This is a genomic window from Corynebacterium sp. 22-2729, from assembly GCF_053479475.1.
In genome coordinates, this window is sequence record NZ_JBRBCA010000010.1 from 37,616 (window position 1) to 56,052 (window position 18,437).

The 18,437-nt window shown below is 58.7% G+C and carries 18 protein-coding genes; 15 read left to right on the plus strand and 3 right to left on the minus strand.

The window, feature by feature from the left end:
- Window positions 1–22 precede the first annotated feature (22 nt).
- The 14 genes from ACUY2T_RS08290 (at window position 23) to ACUY2T_RS08355 (ending at window position 16,042) form a co-directional block, all read left to right on the plus strand.
- Window positions 23–1,003 carry a bifunctional riboflavin kinase/FAD synthetase gene (locus ACUY2T_RS08290; RefSeq protein WP_448308241.1) on the plus strand — a complete coding sequence of 327 codons (981 nt, stop codon included), beginning with the start codon at window positions 23–25 and terminating at the stop codon, window positions 1,001–1,003.
- Window positions 1,004–1,150: 147 nt separating this feature from the next.
- On the plus strand, window positions 1,151–1,420 hold the full coding sequence (gene rpsO, locus ACUY2T_RS08295; protein ID WP_005295163.1) for a 30S ribosomal protein S15: 270 nt from the start codon (window positions 1,151–1,153) through the stop codon (window positions 1,418–1,420).
- 232 nt (window positions 1,421–1,652) lie between these two features.
- The gene (locus ACUY2T_RS08300; protein WP_448308242.1) at window positions 1,653–3,947 is read left to right on the plus strand and encodes a polyribonucleotide nucleotidyltransferase; all 2,295 of its coding nucleotides are present in this window, start codon (window positions 1,653–1,655) and stop codon (window positions 3,945–3,947) included.
- A gap of 31 nt (window positions 3,948–3,978) precedes the next feature.
- Window positions 3,979–4,740, plus strand: coding sequence for a 4-hydroxy-tetrahydrodipicolinate reductase (dapB, locus tag ACUY2T_RS08305; RefSeq protein WP_448308243.1), 762 nt, complete (start codon window positions 3,979–3,981; stop codon window positions 4,738–4,740).
- 3 nt (window positions 4,741–4,743) lie between these two features.
- Complete coding sequence (gene thyX, locus ACUY2T_RS08310) at window positions 4,744–5,496, plus strand: FAD-dependent thymidylate synthase (RefSeq protein WP_293790158.1); 753 nt, start codon at window positions 4,744–4,746, stop codon at window positions 5,494–5,496.
- 107 nt (window positions 5,497–5,603) lie between these two features.
- A complete protein-coding gene (dapA, locus tag ACUY2T_RS08315) occupies window positions 5,604–6,506 on the plus strand; it encodes a 4-hydroxy-tetrahydrodipicolinate synthase (RefSeq protein ID WP_448308244.1) in 903 nt (300 codons plus the stop codon).
- 7 nt (window positions 6,507–6,513) lie between these two features.
- A complete protein-coding gene (locus ACUY2T_RS08320) occupies window positions 6,514–8,610 on the plus strand; it encodes a ribonuclease J (protein ID WP_448308245.1) in 2,097 nt (698 codons plus the stop codon).
- A 22-nt stretch (window positions 8,611–8,632) separates the two neighbouring features.
- A complete protein-coding gene (locus ACUY2T_RS08325; RefSeq protein WP_293790167.1) occupies window positions 8,633–9,280 on the plus strand; it encodes a TIGR03085 family metal-binding protein in 648 nt (215 codons plus the stop codon).
- Between the two features lie 69 nt (window positions 9,281–9,349).
- Window positions 9,350–12,406 carry a DNA translocase FtsK 4TM domain-containing protein gene (locus ACUY2T_RS08330; protein WP_448308246.1) on the plus strand — a complete coding sequence of 1,019 codons (3,057 nt, stop codon included), beginning with the start codon at window positions 9,350–9,352 and terminating at the stop codon, window positions 12,404–12,406.
- A 177-nt stretch (window positions 12,407–12,583) separates the two neighbouring features.
- Window positions 12,584–13,600, plus strand: coding sequence for a TerC family protein (locus tag ACUY2T_RS08335; protein WP_448308247.1), 1,017 nt, complete (start codon window positions 12,584–12,586; stop codon window positions 13,598–13,600).
- Window positions 13,601–13,606: 6 nt separating this feature from the next.
- Window positions 13,607–14,209 carry a CDP-diacylglycerol--glycerol-3-phosphate 3-phosphatidyltransferase gene (gene pgsA / locus ACUY2T_RS08340; RefSeq protein WP_293790174.1) on the plus strand — a complete coding sequence of 201 codons (603 nt, stop codon included), beginning with the start codon at window positions 13,607–13,609 and terminating at the stop codon, window positions 14,207–14,209.
- A complete protein-coding gene (locus ACUY2T_RS08345) occupies window positions 14,210–14,725 on the plus strand; it encodes a CinA family protein (RefSeq protein WP_448308248.1) in 516 nt (171 codons plus the stop codon).
- A 58-nt stretch (window positions 14,726–14,783) separates the two neighbouring features.
- The gene (locus ACUY2T_RS08350) at window positions 14,784–15,131 is read left to right on the plus strand and encodes a helix-turn-helix domain-containing protein (RefSeq protein ID WP_448308288.1); all 348 of its coding nucleotides are present in this window, start codon (window positions 14,784–14,786) and stop codon (window positions 15,129–15,131) included.
- A gap of 89 nt (window positions 15,132–15,220) precedes the next feature.
- Window positions 15,221–16,042, plus strand: a complete 822-nt coding sequence (locus ACUY2T_RS08355; RefSeq protein WP_293790180.1) for a PspA/IM30 family protein — start codon at window positions 15,221–15,223, stop codon at window positions 16,040–16,042.
- Here the strand turns inward: ACUY2T_RS08355 and ACUY2T_RS08360 are convergent.
- The 3 genes from ACUY2T_RS08360 to ACUY2T_RS08370 are packed head-to-tail and all read right to left on the minus strand — an operon-like array spanning window position 16,039 to window position 17,964.
- Window positions 16,039–16,665: a CbiQ family ECF transporter T component gene (locus tag ACUY2T_RS08360; RefSeq protein ID WP_448308249.1), complete on the minus strand. Its 627-nt coding sequence runs from the start codon at window positions 16,663–16,665 to the stop codon at window positions 16,039–16,041. The genes ACUY2T_RS08355 and ACUY2T_RS08360 overlap by 4 nt on opposite strands.
- An 11-nt stretch (window positions 16,666–16,676) precedes the next feature.
- Window positions 16,677–17,372: an energy-coupling factor ABC transporter ATP-binding protein gene (locus ACUY2T_RS08365; RefSeq protein WP_293790186.1), complete on the minus strand. Its 696-nt coding sequence runs from the start codon at window positions 17,370–17,372 to the stop codon at window positions 16,677–16,679.
- A 1-nt stretch (window position 17,373) separates the two neighbouring features.
- Window positions 17,374–17,964 (minus strand): biotin transporter BioY, encoded by a 591-nt coding sequence (locus ACUY2T_RS08370; protein ID WP_293790189.1) that lies wholly within the window; start codon window positions 17,962–17,964, stop codon window positions 17,374–17,376.
- Between the two features lie 74 nt (window positions 17,965–18,038).
- On the opposite strand from ACUY2T_RS08370, the gene ACUY2T_RS08375 reads away from it, so the two are divergent.
- Window positions 18,039–18,245 (plus strand): DUF3046 domain-containing protein, encoded by a 207-nt coding sequence (locus ACUY2T_RS08375; RefSeq protein ID WP_293790192.1) that lies wholly within the window; start codon window positions 18,039–18,041, stop codon window positions 18,243–18,245.
- Window positions 18,246–18,437 lie beyond the last annotated feature (192 nt).

Genomic DNA, 18,437 nt, shown 5'->3' on the forward strand with positions numbered 1-18,437 from the left:
AGTATCGACTAGCATGCTTGACGTGAGTATCTGGTACGGACTGGACAGAATTCCCGAGCATCTAGCCGCTGGTGGCACCGTCGTGACCATCGGCGTGTTTGACGGTGTGCACCGTGGGCACCAAGAACTAGTAAAGCGAGCCGTTGCGCTGGCGCGTGAGCGGGGAGTGCCGAGCGTGATGTTCACCTTCGACCCACATCCGACGGTAGTGTTCAGGCCGTCTGCTGTTCCGCCGTTGCTGTCTAGCGTGCGGCGACGCGCCGAATTGGCTCATGAGTACGGTATCGATCATGTGGTCGTCGTCTCGTTCACAAAGGAGATCGCCAGCTGGTCGCCTGAGGAATACGTAGACAAAGTACTGGTGGAACTTCTGAACGCGAAGGCCGTGGTGGTGGGGGATAACTTCACTTTCGGGCACAAGGCCGCGGGCACTTCAGCAATGCTGCAGGAGCTGGGCGAGGCGCGCGGAATGCGCGTGGACGTTCTGGGGCTCTTGGAGGACAGCGACCATGTGGTGTGCTCTACCTGGATCCGCCAGGCGCTTGCCGAAGGCGACGTGGAGGGGGCGAATGAGGCGCTAGGTCGCAACTTCCGGGTGTCTGGGGAAGTAACTCACGGGGCAGGCCGCGGTGGACGGGCTTTGGGATTCCCTACGGCGAACTTGTACTTTGCCGAGAGATTCGCCCTGCCCGCCGATGGTGTCTACGCAGGCTATGTGACGGTGCTGCCTGGTTATGGCATTGCCGCTGGAGCCACCGTGGGCACCATGCCGGTGGGTGAGCGCATGCCCTCCGCGATTTCTGTGGGCACTAACCCCACGTTCGGCCACGAACCGCGCAGCGTCGAGAGCTTTATCCTCGACCACGAAGCTGACCTATATGGTCTCGACATCGCCGTGGAGTTTGTCCACCGCCTGCGGGGGATGGAAACCTACAACTCGTTGGACGAGCTAATCGAGGCCATTGGCCGCGATGTCACCCAGACGCGCAAGGCGCTGGGCTAGGCATGTAAGGCTAGGCATTTAAGGCTAGCATTTTGGGTTAACACTGAACCACGTGCTAATATCCCCCAGGTTGAGCGACTGTGGTCTGCGGTAGTCGCCACTGTAACTTTTCGCGCGGACTGAAATAACTATCAAGGAGATTCATCCATGGCACTGTCCAAGGAACAGAAGACCGAGACTCTCAAGGAGTTCGGCCTGCACGAGACCGATACCGGCTCCCCGGAGGCTCAGATCGCACTGCTGACCGTTCGTATCCGTCAGCTGACCGAGCACCTGAAGTATCACAAGCACGACCACCACTCCCGCCGCGGCCTGCTGCTGCTGGTTGGTCGTCGTAAGGGCCTGCTGAAGTACCTGGCCGAGAACAACGTTGATCGTTACCGCTCCCTGATCGAGCGCCTGGGTCTGCGCCGCTAAGGCTCACTCCTAGATCACACGCCCGCCACCTCAAAGTCGCTTCTACCGCGACGAGGTGGCGGGCGTTTGTGCTACTTCGTGCTAGTCTTGGTGCCGGTTAAATACTAAAAGCCAATCGAATAGTGAAATAAATCTCCACGGTGGTGGCGTCGGCACCGAAGACCAGACGAAAAGTGAGCCGCCGTGGTGTGCAACGCAAGGTAACGCAGAAAGGCGATTGCGAAACTCCATCATGAGTACGAAGAAGCAGAACATTCAAGCAGAGCTCGTCGACCCGGACGCCGGGGTGTGGGAGGCAGAAGCCACCATCGACAACGGCGATTTCGGTACCCGCACCGTCCGCTTCGAGACCGGGCTGCTGGCCCGCCAGGCAGACGGCGCAGTGACGACGTACCTGGATGAGGACACGATGCTGCTGTCCACCACCGCAGCGTCCCGCCAACCACGCGAGGGCATCGACTTCTTTCCGCTGACTGTCGACGTGGAGGAGCGGATGTACTCCGTCGGCCGCATTCCCGGAAGCTTCTTCCGCCGTGAGGGTCGACCGGGTACGGATGCGATCCTGGCTGCTCGGCTGATCGACCGACCTCTGCGTCCGACCTTCGTACGTGGCCTGCGCAATGAGGTGCAGGTCATCGTCACGGTACTGTCGATGGATCCGCAGGATCGTTATGACGTGCTGGCTATCAATGGCGCTTCGGCCTCCACTCAGCTGTCCGGTTTGCCGGTTTCCGGTCCGGTTGGCGGCGTGCGCATGGCACTGGTTGTGGATGAGGATCATGCAGAAGGTCAGTGGATCGCTTTCCCGACGCGTGAGCAGGAAGAGAAGGCAATCTTCGAGCTGGTTGTTGCTGGTCGCGTCACCGAGTCGGTGAAGCCTTCCCGCGGGCGTGGTCGCGGTCGTGGCAGGAACGCCAATGCCGGTGAGCCGAACGTGGCCGTCATGATGGTAGAGGCTGGCGCGACCGACACGGTTGTCGAGCGCATCGCCGAAGGTGCACCGGCTCCGACCGAAGAAGTTGTGGCGCAGGGTATCGAGGCCGCGAAGCCGTTCATCGCCACGCTGTGCGAGGCACAGACTGCGCTGGCGAAGGCGGTGGACGCCGAGACGCGTGAGTTTGAACTATTCCCGCCCTATGGCGAGGACGTCTATGCCTCGGTTGAGGCGGAGGCAAAGGACGCACTCGAAGACATCATGGCCATCGCGGATAAGCAGGAGCGCGATGAGGCTCTGGCCACGAACATGCAGGAAAATGTCGACGAGTTACTGGCGGAGTTCCCGGAGCGAGAGGCGGAGATTCGAGCCGCTCACAACGAGGTAACCAAGGCAGTGGTTCGCCGCCGCATCCTGGAGGAGGGCTTCCGCATCGATGGCCGCGATAGCACCACGATCCGCGACCTGGGTATCGTCGTGCAGCTCATTCCACGTGCTCACGGTTCCGCTCTGTTCGAGCGTGGCGAAACCCAGATCCTGGGCGTGACCACGCTGGACATGCTGAAGATGGAGCAGCAGATCGACTCGCTGGGTCCGGAGACTACGAAGCGTTACATCCACCACTACAACTTCCCGCCGTACTCCACTGGTGAGACTGGCCGGGTGGGCTCCCCGAAGCGTCGCGAGATCGGCCACGGTGCTCTGGCGGAGCGCGCATTGACGCCCGTTATCCCCAGCCGTGATGACTTCCCGTACACTATCCGCCAGGTGTCTGAGGCTCTTGGTTCCAACGGTTCGACCTCCATGGGATCCGTGTGTGCCTCTACGCTGAGCCTGTACAACGCGGGTGTGCCGCTGAAGGCTCCGGTGGCAGGCATCGCTATGGGCCTAGTGACGGGCAAGGTCGGCAAGAACGGCAAGGACAAGTACGTCACCCTGACCGATATCCTGGGCGCCGAGGATGCCTTCGGCGATATGGACTTCAAGGTCGCCGGTACGAGCGAGTTCGTGACGGCTCTGCAGCTAGATACGAAGCTGGACGGCATCCCCTCCGACGTGTTGGCGGAGGCTCTGCAACAGGCCCGCACCGCGCGCCTGGAGATCCTGCAGCTGATGAATGAGGCTATCGACGCGCCTGATGATATGAGCGACCTAGCTCCGCACATCTCCAGCATCTCCATCCCCCAGAACAAGATCGGTGAGGTTATCGGCCCGAAGGGTAAGACGATCAACCAAATCACCGAGGAAACTGGTGCGAATATCACCATCGAGGACGATGGCACGGTATTCATCTCCGCTGTCGGCGGCGAGTCTGCACGTCAGGCAGAAGAAAAGATCAATGCGATCGCTAACCCACAGCAGCCGAAGGTCGGCGATCGCTTCCTGGGTACCGTCGTGAAGACCACTGCATTTGGTGCTTTCGTTTCCTTGTTGCCGGGCAAGGACGGTTTGATCCACATCTCCAACCTGGGTGGGGACCGTCGCATCGAGCGCGTCGAAGACGAAGTCTCCGTGGGCGACAAGCTCGAGGTGGAGATCGCGGACATCGACAACCGCGGCAAGATCTCCCTGGTTTTGGTCGAAGAGAACTAGTCGCAAACTAGCAGGAAAGAGTGATTATTTCATGACTCGCATTGGTGTATTGGGCGCTCGAGGCCGCGTGGGCAGTGCCATTGTGGCTGCCGTGGAGGCTGACGAGAACCACGAGCTGGTAGCTGCCATCGACCATGGCGATGACCTCCAGGCGTTGGTGGACAACAAGGCTGAGGTCGTGGTGGACTTCACTGTTCCCGATGCAGTGATGGGCAACCTCGAGTTCTGCATCAAGAACGGCATCCACGCGGTAGTAGGCACCACGGGCTGGACCGAGGAGCGCTTCGACACCGTTCGCGGCTGGCTCCAGGATGCTCCGCAGACTGGTGTGCTGGTTGCCCCGAACTTTGCTATCTCCGCTGTGCTGACTATGAAGTTTGCGGAGATTGCCGCGCCCTTCTTCGAGTCTGCCGAGGTTGTAGAATTGCACCACCCGAACAAGGTGGATGCTCCGTCTGGCACGGCTGTGCACACCGCAGAAGGTATTGCCCGCGCTCGCAAGGCCGCAGGTCTTGCTGAGCAGCCCGACGCCACAACACAGTCCCTCGACGGCGCGCGTGGCGCAGACGTCCAGGGAGTGCCTGTCCACGCTGTACGTATGACCGGCATGGTTGCCCATGAGCAGGTCATCTTCGGCACGAAGGGGCAGACCCTGACCCTCAAGCAGGATTCCTACGACCGTGAGTCTTTCGTACCCGGCATCATGATCGGCGTGGAAAAGATTGGTGCAAACCCTGGCCTGACAATTGGGCTGGAAAAGTTCCTAGGCCTCGACGGCGGTGCAGAGGCCTAGTTCATGGCTACCGTTGCACCCCTACAGATAGATCTGGTTGGCCACACGGCTTTTCACCCTGTGGCAGATCTGGATTGGCACACCGACGCTGAAGACAGCGCGGCCTTAGTCGAGTTTGCAGGAAGAGCCTGCTACGAGACGTGGGATAAGCCCAATCCCCACACAGCCACGAATGCGGCCTATGTGCGACACATCATGGACGTCGGGCACACCACCCTGCTGGAGCATGCCAGTGCATCGATGTACCTGCGGGGAGTTTCGCGTTCCTGCAGCCATGAAATTATGCGCCACCGGCACTTCAGTTTTAGCCAGCTCTCGCAGCGTTATGTGCCCGCGGATGAGGCACGTGTGGTGGTGCCCGAGGCTGTAGCCAACAATGCGGATCTCAAAAAGCTGTTTTTGCAGGCCGCTGATGTGGCATATGACGCCTACAGGGAGATTTTGGACGGCCTCGGCGAGGACTTCGCGGAGGAACCAAACGCCGTACTGCGCACCAAGCAAGCGCGACAGGCGGCCCGAGCGGTGCTGCCGAATTGCGTTGAGACTCGTTTCGTTATGAGTGGTAACTTCCGCAGCTGGCGACACTTCATCGCCATGCGCGCCGCCGAGCACGCCGATCCGGAGATTCGCCGGATTGCGGTGGCATGTCTCCGGCAGCTGCAGGCAGTGGCGCCGAATGTGTTCGAGGATTTTTCGATCACCCAGCTGCACGATGGCGGGGAAATGGCAACGAGCCCTTATGTAGGGGAGTCTTAGGGTAATTCGCCTCATTTGGTGCACAGCGAGTGCAAGACAATATCTAAACGCAAGGAAAAGCACCCAAATACGTGAGATTCTCGCGAAGGAAGGTAGTCTGGGAAGTCATGAGTACAGGTAACGCAGCAACAAGGGGATCCGCACACTTCGGAACTATCTCTCTTGCGATGGTGACCCCTTTTAAGAAGGATGGCTCCGTCGACTTGGACGCGGGCGTGGCACTAGCAGGCCACTTCGTGGATGAGGGCTGCGATTCTTTGGTCTTGGCCGGTACCACCGGTGAATCACCCACCACGGGTGCGACCGAGAAGCTTGACCTGCTCAGAGCAGTACGATCCGAGCTCGGCGACCGCGTTAAGCTGATTGCCGGAAGCGGGTCCTATGACACAGCTGTCACCGTAGAAATGTCCCGCGCCTCGCAGGAGGCCGGTGCTGATTCTCTTCTGGTTGTGACTCCTTACTACTCCCGTCCCAGCCAAGAGGGTATTTACCAGCACTTCACGACTGTTGCGGACGCAGTGGATATTCCAGTGTGTGTCTATGACATTCCCTCCCGTTCCGTCGTTCCGGTGGAGCCAGCAACCCTGCGCCGACTGGCCGATCACCCGCAGATCGCCGCTGTGAAGGACGCCAAGGGCGACCTGGCCGCAGCCATGGAGCTCATCGAGAACACTGACCTGGCGTGGTACTCGGGCGATGACCCGCTGAACCTGCCGTGGCTGGCCGCAGGTGCCACCGGCTTTATCTCCGTGATTGGCCATGTGGCAACGCGACAGCTTAAGGAACTAAGGGATGCGTTCGACGCTGGCGATATCGCCACTGCCCGTAGCATTGCAGTGCAACTGCAGCCGCTGCAGAAGGCACAGGCTCGCCTCGGGGGCGTGACATTCGCGAAGGCAGCACTGAAGCTAAAGGGAAAGGACGTGGGTGCACCGCGTCTTCCCATCATCGAACCAACCGCCGCTGAGATGGATCAGCTGGCTCAAGACCTGCAGACAGCAGGGGTATAGGGAAAATATGACTGAACAACGTTCCCGAGGCCGCAAGGTGACTCGGAAGGCCGCTCCGCCGAGCGCGGAAGCGGAAGCACAATCGGATAACACCGCTGTCTCCAACGCTGAGGCTGCGACCGTTTTCAACGACGGTGGCGTCGCTAAGAACAACGGCGACAACAGCGAAAGCAATGGCGAAAATAATGGCGGTAACAACGGTGGCGGCAACAAGAACAACAACCGCAACCGGAACCGTCGCTCCCGCGGCCGTGGCCGTGGTGGCAATGGTGGTAACGGCGGTAATGGCGGCAACAATAAAGGCCGTGGCCGCGGTGGCCGTGGGGGCGACCGTCGCAAGGGCGCTCTGAAGGCTATGCAGGGTGCTGACTTGACACAGCGTCTGCCGAAGCCGCCGAAGCAGCCAAAGGGCAGCCTGCGCATCGTTGCGCTGGGCGGTATCTCCGAAATCGGTCGCAACATGACCGTCTTCGAGTACGAAGGTCGCCTGCTGATTATCGACTGTGGTGTGCTCTTCCCGAGCTCCGGCGAGCCTGGCGTGGATCTGATCCTGCCGGACTTTAGCTACTTGGAGGACAAGTGGGATCGCGTGGAAGCGCTGGTCATCACCCACGGCCACGAGGATCACATCGGCGCTATTCCATGGCTGCTGAAGCAGCGTGCCGATATCCCGATCATTGCCTCCCGTTTCACGTGTGCTCTGATCGCGGCGAAGACGCAGGAACACCGTCAGCGTCCGAAGCTCATCGAGGTTGATGAGAACTCGCACGAGAGTCGCGGACCATTCGATCTGCGCTTCTTCGCTGTGAACCACTCGATCCCGGACTGCCTGGGCATTGCCCTGAAGACCGGTGCTGGTCTGCTGGTTCACACTGGTGACATCAAGCTGGATCAGACCCCGCTGGACGGTCGCCCGACCGACCTGCCGGCGCTGTCTCGCTTTGGCGACGAAGGCGTGGATCTGTTCCTGTGTGACTCGACGAACGCGACTACCCCGGGCGTATCCGGGTCCGAGGCAGATATTGCGCCGACATTGAAGCGCCTGGTGCGTGACGCCAAGCAGCGCGTAATTATCGCCTCCTTTGCCTCTAACGTTTCCCGTGTGCAGTCCGCTGTGGACGCTGCCGTGGCAGCCAACCGCAAGGTTGCTTTCAACGGTCGCTCGATGATCCGCAACATGGAAATTGCCGAGCGCATGGGCTACTTGAACGTGCCACGCGGCACTATCGTCTCTATGGACGACGCCGCAAGGATGGCTCCCCACAAGGTCGTGCTGATTACGACTGGTACACAGGGTGAGCCGATGGCGGCTCTGTCCCGCATGGCACGCCGTGAGCACCGTCAGATCACCGTTCGCGATGGCGACCTGATCATCCTGTCTTCGTCCCTGGTTCCGGGTAACGAGGAAGCGGTCTTTGGCGTAATCAACATGCTGTCTCAGATCGGCGCAACCGTCATTACTGGTCGTGACGCTAAGGTGCACACCTCTGGCCACGGTTACTCCGGTGAGCTTCTATTCCTGTACAACGCTGCCCGCCCGCGCAACGCTATGCCCGTACACGGCGAGTGGCGGCACCTGCGTGCCAACAAGGAACTGGCAATCAGCACTGGTGTGAACCCGAATAACATTCCGCTGGCGCAAAACGGTGTGGTCGTGGATCTCCATAATGGTCACGCCAAGGTTGTTGGCCAAATTACCGTCGGTAATCTCTACGTCGACGGCACCCGCATGGGTGACATTGACAGCAGCGTGCTGGAAGACCGCACGACGATGTCTGAGGGTGGCCTGATTTCGATCACCACTGTCATCGACAACCGCACCGGTCGTCCGCTGGAGGCGCCGAGCGTCCAGGCCAAGGGATTCTCCGACGACGCGCGCGACATGCTGAAGGAAATCCAGGAGAAGGTCGACAATGTGATGATCGACCTGGCTGGCGAGGGAGAGAACGATCCCTATCGCATGGCCCAGGCAATCCGCCGTAAGGTGGGCAAGCTCATCTCTGATAAGTGGAACCGCAAGCCGATGATCGTGCCGACCGTCGTCCCGATGAGCTCCGAGATCGTTGAAGAGCTCGAGGAGGAAGAAGCCCGCGAGTCCATCTAGCTTTTCGCTACGCTTGGGTGGCATGGAACCTTATAACGTAAGTACCTCCCAAGCAGAGCGCGAAGCGCTGGCAGATCTTCTACAGCAGTCCGGTCCTGATGCACCTACGTTGTGCGAGGGCTGGACTGCACGTGATTTAGCGGTTCATTTGGTGATCCGCGAGTATCGTCCAGATGCCGCTGCCGGCATGTTCTTTAAAGGGCTGGCGAATCGACTGGATACCGTAAGTCACGACTACGAGTCCAAGCCATTTGCCGAGCTGGTGGAGATGTACCGCAATGGCCCGCCCACGTGGAATCCAATGCGTTTGGCGGACAAATACGCCAACCTGGCAGAGAACTTTATTCACCATGAGGATCTGCGACGTGGGGGAGGGGATAACTCTCCGCGTGATTTGGCAAATTCTGCCCGAGAGAGCCTGTGGAAAGCCGTAAGCAAGATGGCGAAGTTCTGCCTGCGCTCCTCACGCATCCACGTCGTTATAGAGCGAACGGATGGCGCGGAGGCAGCAGTGGTGCGGGCTGGAGCCGATACCCCCGACGAGGTACGGGTGAGCGGTGACGCCGGGGAGCTGTTGCTATGGCTCTATGGCCGCGATTCTGCGGCTAACGTCACGCTCACACCGGGGGACGAGGCTACTGTAGCTCGCATTAAGCGACACATCTTCTAGCGATCTTTTTAGAACAAAGCGCGTGTTGCTCATGTGACTACTGTGATTGCTGCGACTAAAGTGGTGGCCATGTCTGTCACTAGTCGCTCTCGTAGCTCAGCGCCCCGCAGTAGGGGTTCGCACGCCAATCGACCGAGCTCCAGCCGGCGCGGTGGGTTCGAGGACACTCGTGCCGTTTCGCCGGTCAGCTCAGGCTACTCTGGCTTCGGTGACACGGGGGACTTTGAACGCACCGGCAGTGCCTTTGGTGTGGTGGGGCATTCCCTTGGCTCGGCCTTTAGCGGTGCAGCGCGCGGGATCGGCGGCTTGACTCGTCGCCTCGCTTCCCGCGGTAACGCAAGCGATTTTGACACTTTTGACGATGCAGATTTTCTAGAGGAGGCGGAAACGCAGGTGATCTCCAAGCGGGGTGGCCAGCGAGGATCTCGATCGAGTCAAGCGAAAAGGCTTGACAAGCGTCGTGGTGCTCGCGCCAGCGACGACTGGACGCCGGATACTGAGGACGATGGTTTCGACGCCGACTTCAGTGCCGAAGATCCCAACATGAGCAACGAGCCAGCGCGCATTGGAGGTTCCTACGACGGCGCCGCGATTGGAGTGTTCGCGGTAGCTCTGATCCTTGCCGGAACCTTGTGGTTCGGCGTTGGTGGTGCAGTGGGTAATGGAATTGCTGGACTACTGACTTGGATCATTGGCGCGGGTGGATACGTCGTCCCCATCGCCATGGCTTTTGCCGCCTGGGTACTGATGGTGGGCGTCGAAAGAACCCAACGCTCGACGGCTCGTCTGTGGCTGGGGACGGCTCTCATTGTGCTACCGATGCTGGGGTTGATTCACCTCTTTGCCGGACAGCCCACGGACGCTTCGGGCAAATCCGCTGCGGGCGGTCTGGTCGGTCAGGCCATTGGTACGCCGATGGCAGTCGGCTTCAGCACCTACCTCGCTATTCCGTTGCTGCTTCTGGCCATTGTTTATGGTGCGCTGCAGCTCACAGGACTGACCGTAAAGCAGATCTACAACCTGGCTGCTGATTTCCTGGGGGTCGGAAATTGGTGGAGTACTGGCAATGTCGACAGCTCCGAGGACTATGACTCCTTTGACGAGGATGACCAATACGGTCACGTAGATCACGAGATCACACGCGCGGCACGTCGAACCCCGATGGACAATTACCCGGTTCAGACTAGACAGGATGACGACGACTCGAATGAGACTCTCGTCCTGGATACGCCGAAGAAGCGCAAGCGTAAGCCCCAGCCGAAGAAGCCCGCACCCCAGGTGCAGGATGTTGCGGAGCTACTGGATGACGACGAGGCGGAGGCTCCAGCACCAGCACCCACGCCCAAGCCTGAGCCCAAGAAGGAGCCACAACCCAAGCCACGGGCGAAGAAGGATCCTGTCGCCAATTCTCGCGATTCTGTGCGACAGGCTATTGTCGCTCGTTCCGGCATAGATGCATCGGCCATTCCTGCCTCGACGCCCAAGTCGGAATTGGAAGAGGATGTGCCTGAGGGCGTCGTAAAGAAGGACAGCGACTACGCCTTGCCTTCAACGGACCTGCTGCTAAACGGGGAGGCGCCGAAGACTCGCAGTGAAACGAATGATCGGATGATCGAGGCGATCTCCGATGTATTCGAGGAATTTAATGTCGATGCGCAGGTGACTGGCTTTAGCCGTGGACCGACAGTAACGCGCTACGAGGTCGAACTGGGCCCGGGTGTGAAGGTTTCCAAGATCACCAACCTGCAATCCAACCTGGCCTACGCAGTAGCCACCGACAACGTGCGCCTGCTCACCCCTATCCCCGGCAAGTCTGCCGTGGGTATCGAGGTGCCCAACTCCGACCGCGAGATGGTGCGTCTGGGCGACGTGCTGGAAGCACCTAAGGTGATTTCCGACCACGACCCGATGGTCATTGGCCTGGGTAAGGATATCGAGGGCGACTTTGTGGCGCACTCTATTCAGAAGATGCCGCACCTGCTCGTGGCCGGTTCTACGGGCTCCGGTAAGTCGGCGTTTGTGAACTCGATGTTGGTGTCACTGCTGACCCGTGCGACTCCGGACGAGGTTCGCTTGATCCTGGTGGACCCGAAGATGGTGGAGCTGACCCCTTACGAGGGCATTCCGCACCTGATCACGCCCATCATCACCCAGCCGAAGAAGGCCGCCGCGGCCCTTAACTGGCTGGTGGAGGAGATGGAGCAGCGGTACATGGACATGAAGGCCAGCCGCGTGCGCCACATCAAGGACTTCAACCGCAAGGTCAAGTCCGGTGAGATCACGACTCCTTTGGGATCCGAGCGTGAGTACCGTCCGTACCCTTACATCGTGTGCGTGGTGGACGAGCTCGCCGACCTGATGATGACTGCCCCGCGCGAGATCGAAGATTCGATTGTGCGCATTACTCAGAAGGCCCGCGCTGCAGGTATCCACCTGGTGCTCGCAACGCAGCGTCCTTCCGTCGACGTGGTCACCGGTTTGATCAAGACGAATGTGCCTTCCCGCTTGGCCTTCGCCACTAGTTCCTCGACGGACTCCCGCGTGATCCTGGACCAGGGTGGTGCCGAGAAGCTGATCGGCATGGGCGATGGATTGTTCATCCCGCAAGGAGCCGGCAAACCACAGCGCATTCAGGGTGCTTTTGTCACCGATGAGGAAATCAGCGCTGTTGTCGAGGCCGCAAAGACCCAGGCCGAGCCTGACTATAGGGAGGGCGTGACTGAGGACAAGGCCGCAGAGGCGAAGAAGGATATTGACCCGGATATCGGCAACGATCTGGAAGATCTGTTGCAAGCCGTGGAGCTGGTTGTTACCAGCCAGTTCGGTTCGACGTCCATGTTGCAGCGTAAGCTGCGCATTGGTTTTGCCAAGGCCGGCCGCCTAATGGACCTCATGGAGACCCGCGGTGTGGTCGGACCTTCTGAAGGCTCCAAGGCACGCGAGGTGCTGGTGAAGCCGGAAGAACTTGAGACGATGCTGTGGATGATCAAGGGGGCTAACCCCGAGGATGCGCCTAAGGAGGTCATGGACGCCGAGGCGTCTGCCGCCGTTGAATCCGACGGCGTCGACGACTCAGATTCCGACACTCGCGTGGTCTCTGCGAACCCGCCGAGCGGACTCGTGTAAGGTTATCGACTGTTGGAGGGGAGTACCCTTACGCCAAATTCTTCGGCGCCCTCGACATTGATCGTCAACACGGCAGGTTTCATCCTCCCGGTCATGTCGGCTCGTCACTTCGGTGGAACGGGCAGGGGAGACCTCCGGTCTTTTTAGTGACGCCATTTAACGACCGGAGGATTTTTAATGGAAGTAAATGCTCTTACTTGGATCATCACCATTGTGGTGGTAGCCGGATTCTTTGTCTTCGACTTTTATAGTCACGTCAAGACGCCCCACGAGCCATCGATGAAAGAGTCGGCGCTATGGAGCCTTTTCTATATCGCGCTGGCCTTCTTGTTCGGTGGGTTCCTGTGGCTGACTTGGGGTGAACCGGACAATCCACACCAGCACGGCATGGAGTTCTTCGCAGGCTATATCACCGAGAAGGCCTTGAGCGTCGATAACCTCTTCATCTTTGCGCTGATCTTGAGCTCGTTTAAGATCCCCCGCAAGTACCAGCAAAAGGTACTGCTCATCGGCATCGCCCTGGCGCTGATCCTGCGCGGTGTTTTCATCGCCCTCGGTGCAGCGATTATTGAGGCTTGGTCCGATGTGTTCTACCTCTTCGGCTTTTTCCTGCTGTGGACGGCCGCCAAGTTGCTGTGGGATGAGATCTCCGGTGAGGAGGAGCAGGATCCGCAAGACATGATGATTATCAAGGCAGTGCGCAAGTTTATTCATGTCTCGGATCACTACGAGTCGGATCGCCTGTGGTTCAAGGAAAATGGCAAGAAGGTACTGACGCCACTTTTCATTGCCCTGGTGGCCGTCGGATTCGTAGACGTGCTGTTTGCACTCGACTCCATCCCTGCCATCTACGGCATTACGAGCGAACCGTACATTGTGTTCACGACTAACGCCCTGGCACTACTGGGATTGCGGCAGCTGTACTTCCTGCTGGATGGCTTGCTGGATCGTCTGGTGTACCTGTCCTACGGTCTATTCATCATTCTGGCCTTCATTGGAACGAAGCTGATTTTGCACGCTCTTCACGAAAACAACTTGCCGTTTATTAACGGCGGCCAGGGGCTGTCGGTTCCTGAGGTTTCCGTGGAAGTATCGCTGCTGACGATTGTGGGCGTGCTGATTGTGACAACAGTGCTGAGCCTTACGGTGGGCAAGAAGGCACAGGAAAACGAAGAGACCTCCGCGGTAGGATAGGTATCTGTGAATACTTCAGCACCGCGATCTTCGTTTGGAACGTTTGTCCATAGCGTGAGTTTGCCGAATGTCCTCACGTGCGTTCGCATTGCTCTGATCCCGGTGTTCCTATGGTTGATTCTGACTTCGGGGGATTGGGAGATCGCCGGGGCAGAAAGCGATCGGGCGCACCGCTGGTGGGCACTGCTGGCTTTTTGCCTGTTGATGTTTACCGACCAGCTGGATGGCTTTCTAGCGCGGCGTTACGAGGTCATCACCGACTTCGGAAAGCTCGCGGATCCAATTGCCGATAAGGCATTGATGATTTCGGCTTTTGTCAGCCTGAATATTCTCGGCGAGCTGCCGTGGTGGGTAACGGCAATTGTTGTTGTACGCGAGTTGGGAATTACCGTCTGGCGAATGGTGTTGGCTCGTCAGGGCAACGTCGTTCCCGCCTCGAAGGGCGGCAAGCTAAAGACCGTGCTGCAGACTCTGGCTGTGTTCCTCTATATCCTCCCATTCGGCGGGGTGGTACAGACCATTGCGATGATCGTTATGGGTGTGGCCGTTGTCCAAACAGTCGTCACTGGTGTGCAGTACATCCTCGACTCACGCAAGGAAAACGCCTAAATGCCCGTGAACCTGGCCGCACAGCATTTGGTCACCGAGTTCACCCGCAGTGGGCGAACCATTGCCACGGCTGAATCCCTCACTGCAGGTCTATGCGCGGCCACTATTGCAGAGGTACCGGGGGCATCAGCGGTTCTGCGAGGTGGCGTCATTGTTTATGCGACCGACACCAAACACGACCTAGCGGGAGTAAGTGAACAGACTCTCAAAGAGCACGGGCCGGTGGCTGCGGAGACGGCGGCTGAGCTCGCAGAGGGTGTAGCTGGGCGATGCAGTGCCGATGTGGGAGTAGCGCTCACAGGAGTTGCTGGGCCGGATCCCCAGGACGGTCATCCGGTGGGCGAGGTGTTTATTGGCATTTTTGATAGCTCGCGGGGCGCGAGGGTGGAGAACCTGTATGCGGAATTCATCCAAAGGCGTGAGGCTGGCGAGTTCGCCGGATTGGATTCTGTGGAGTTAAGGGCGAAGATTCGCCAGTTCAGCGCAATCCGCGCGATGGAGTTAGCGAGCGAGTAGACTGGCGGGAACAAATTCGCCGCCAGAGACGTTGGGATGATTGATGAGTCACAATACGATGGTCATGGATACGGTAGCGGTTGAGCGTCCGAGCGAGCGGATGCCGGCGGATGAGCCACTCCTGCGTGAAGCGTTGGGGGCGACGCTGAAGGAATACCGCACAAACAACGGTTTCACCCTGCGGCAATTGGCTGCGTTGGCGAACGTCAGTCCGGGATATCTTTCCGAATTGGAACGCGGACGCAAGGAAGTTTCCTCTGAGCTGCTGGCCAGCGTGTGCCACGCGATGGCGGTATCGGTGGCTTCGGTGATTTTGGAAGCAGCGTCGATGATGGCACTGGATGCCGCAGCGGCAGAGCTGGCCGCGAACATGGCGACGAGTGCAGGGGAACGGGCACGTACATAGGGCGAGACGACCCCTAAACTTGTTAGAATCATTCGCGTAAAACGAAAATTTTTTAACCCTTAAACCCCTTAAAAGGAGCCAGAACCCCCATGGCTAATCCGTTTGTGAAGGCGTGGAAGTACCTGATGGCACTCTTTGACAACAAGATCGAAGAGAACGCCGATCCGAAGATTCAGATTGAACAGGCCATTGCCGAAGCACAAAAGCAGCACCAGGCTCTTTCCCAACAGGCCGCTGCGGTGATTGGAAACCAGCGTCAGCTGGAGATGAAGCTGAACCGCCAGCTCGAGGAAGTTGAGAAGCTGCAGGCTAACACCAAGCAAGCGCTGAACCTGGCCGATAAGGCTCGCTCGCAGGGCGATGAGCAGAAGGCAACGGAGTACGAGAATGCTGCCGAGGCTTTTGCGGCCCAGCTGGTGACCGCCGAGCAGTCGGTGGAAGATCTGAAGAGCTTGCACGACCAGTCCTTGCAGCAGGCGGCACAGGCCAAGCAGGCGGTTGAGCGTAACTCCATGCAGCTGCAGCAAAAGGCGGCGGAGCGTACCAAGCTGCTGAGCCAGCTGGAGCAGGCCAAGATGCAGGAAAAGGTCGCTGACTCCCTGAAGTCGATGGATGCCGTTGCTGCCAATGGCACCCCGAACTTGGATCAGGTGCGCGAGAAGATTGAGCGCCGTTATGCCAATGCCCTCGGACAGTCCGAACTCGCACAGAACTCCGTTCAGGGACGTATGGCTGAGGTAGAGCGTGCAGGTATCCAGATGGCGGGTCATTCCCGTCTGGAGCAGATTCGCGCGGAGATGAATAGCGGCCAGAAGCAGCCGCAAGCCATTGAACAGGCCCAGCCACAGGCAGGGGCCGTCAGCCAGGACGCTGTCGCCGAACGTATGCGTCAGCTACGCGGCGAGAGCTAGTTACCCACCCCACGGGATTTCAGTGCCTCGCCTAGACGGCGGGCGCGCAAGAGGCTGCGGACTATCACCGGCACGCCGAAGGCCAGCACGGAGCGCGATGCGCCCCGTGCTTTTCTTGCGTCTAACACTTCGTTGACCGTTAGAGCGGTCAAGGGAATGAGGCGGATAGTCAGCGCCATGAGAAGGCTGATAGTTTCCACCGGCAGGCCAATCCGGCTCAATGGGCGAAGTCCTGCTTCCACCGCGTCCATGAGTGCCACGATGGTCGTGGTCAATGTTAGAAGCGTGGCCATCGATACTGCGGAGAGGATCACGACAAAATAGGTCAGCGCTGTGGAGAAGTCACGTTGCCACCACAGCAATAGCGCGAAGGCGACCAGCAGCAGCGACGGTGCAACAAGCTGTCGCAGCACGAGTTTGAAGGGAATCTGCGCCACGAGAAAGCACAGTGCCGTGATGCCCGCGACCACTGTGGCTTGCCATAGCTCGGTAGCCCAGATGGCACTGCCGACCAGGAAAATGAGCAGCAAAAAAATTTTTAAGCCCGCAGGTGCGCGGTGAACCGGGGAGTTCCCAGGGTGATAGACGGATAGTGGCACATGGATGTGCAGTGATTTTGCCATCGGTTGTGCCTCTATCCGCCGAAACTAGCCACGTAGTCGGCGATAACTTTGTCCGCAGGCCCATCTCCGCGTACCGTACCCTCATCGATCCACAGCACTCGTTCCATGTCCTCCAAAAGCTCCAGATCGTGGGAAACCACAATCAGCTGCTGTGGGAGATTAGCCAGGGTGGCGGCGATCATGCGCCTATTGCCGAGGTCGAGCAGAGTCGTGGGTTCGTCAGCAATCACCAGCTCCGGCTCGACGATCAGTACGGAAGCGAGAGCTAGCAATTGCTTTTCACCGCCGGAGAGAAAGTGTGGCGAGGCATCAGCTAGGTGCTCCAGTCCCATGTCATGCAGCATTGCCTCGACTTTTTCGCTTCGCTCGCGGCCGTTCTTGGAGATCGTACGCAGCGAAAACGCGATATCTTCGGCAACCGTCGGCATGATGATCTGGTTGTCGGCGTCGCTAAATACAAAACCGACCTTCTTGCGCACCTGGCGTCCGCGTTTGGTGACATTGAGGCCATCGACGAGAACCTGTCCGGTTGTTGGATCGGCCAGGCCATTAATGAGCCGGACTAGCGTGGATTTTCCGGAACCATTGGAGCCGATAATGCCGATGCGTCGTTCGCTTAATGTCAGGGTGATGTCGTGCAGAACGGTACGTTGACCTGCGGTGCCGTCGAAAGTGACGCCCACCTGGTCAAACTCAATGACGGGCATTTTAGGCCTTGCGCTTGGTCGGCAGCAGGTCGGGGACTGCCTTGGTCACAGCCAGGGCTATGGCGACGGCTAGCGTTACCTTGATTAGGTCTCCGGGGATGAACGGGCCATTGGTAGCGAGCGCGGTGCCGAGGCCGTAATCGAGGCGAACCATGAGGCCGACGGTACCGCAGATGTATTGGATGATCACGCCTACGATGCCAGCAAGGAAGAACACTGTGGCGCGGCCCTTAGAGTTGCGCGGCGCGTATTGGGCAATAAGGCCGATTACGAAGGCGGCGATGACGTAGCCGACGATGTATCCGACAGTGGGGCCGGCGACGGCAGCTGCGGCGGGTTTCCATCCGGCCATGTTGGGAACACCAACGAAGCCGACGGCGATGAACAGGGTGGTGGCCAGGCCGCCGCGCCAGAAGCCGAGAATGAGAGAGGCGAGGACGATGCCCATGTTTTGGAGAACGATAGGCACGCCGGAGATACCGACGGGAAACTGTACGCCACCGAGGACGATGATAAGTGCGGCGAAAACAGCAATGTATGCGAGGTCTACCGCTTTGAATTTTGTAGTTTCGGAGGTTGACATAAATGCCATATTAATCGGGATTGCGTTCAGACTTGAACACTGTTCAAGAAGTGTGGGGGGACGGGGGTGTAGATTGGGGAGCTATGCGCAGAACAGAGTTTGACCGACTAACCGAGGGGGAATTCGGCGATAGCTTCCGCGCTTTTATCGCAGATACCCATGTGCTGAGTTCCCTGGGGGATACGCCCGCAGCGCTAATCGAACAGGGGTATGATCCGCGCGATGTATGGATCGCTTTATGTGAGGACTTCGATGTTCCGGAAGAGCGCCGTTTAGGTGAGGATATCTAGTGTTGCTGGTTGTTTCTTATTGACGCCTACGTTGTGAGTCGCTAGGGCAATTGATTAAACAATCGAACAAAGGTTCGTGTAGGGTGTGTGTCGGAACGATGGTTGTCCGCATGGTCGAGTACAACTATCTATGAACCTTTTCGAAGCACCCTCGGTCTAAGGGGATCGGGGGTGCAAAGAAGATGGTAGCTA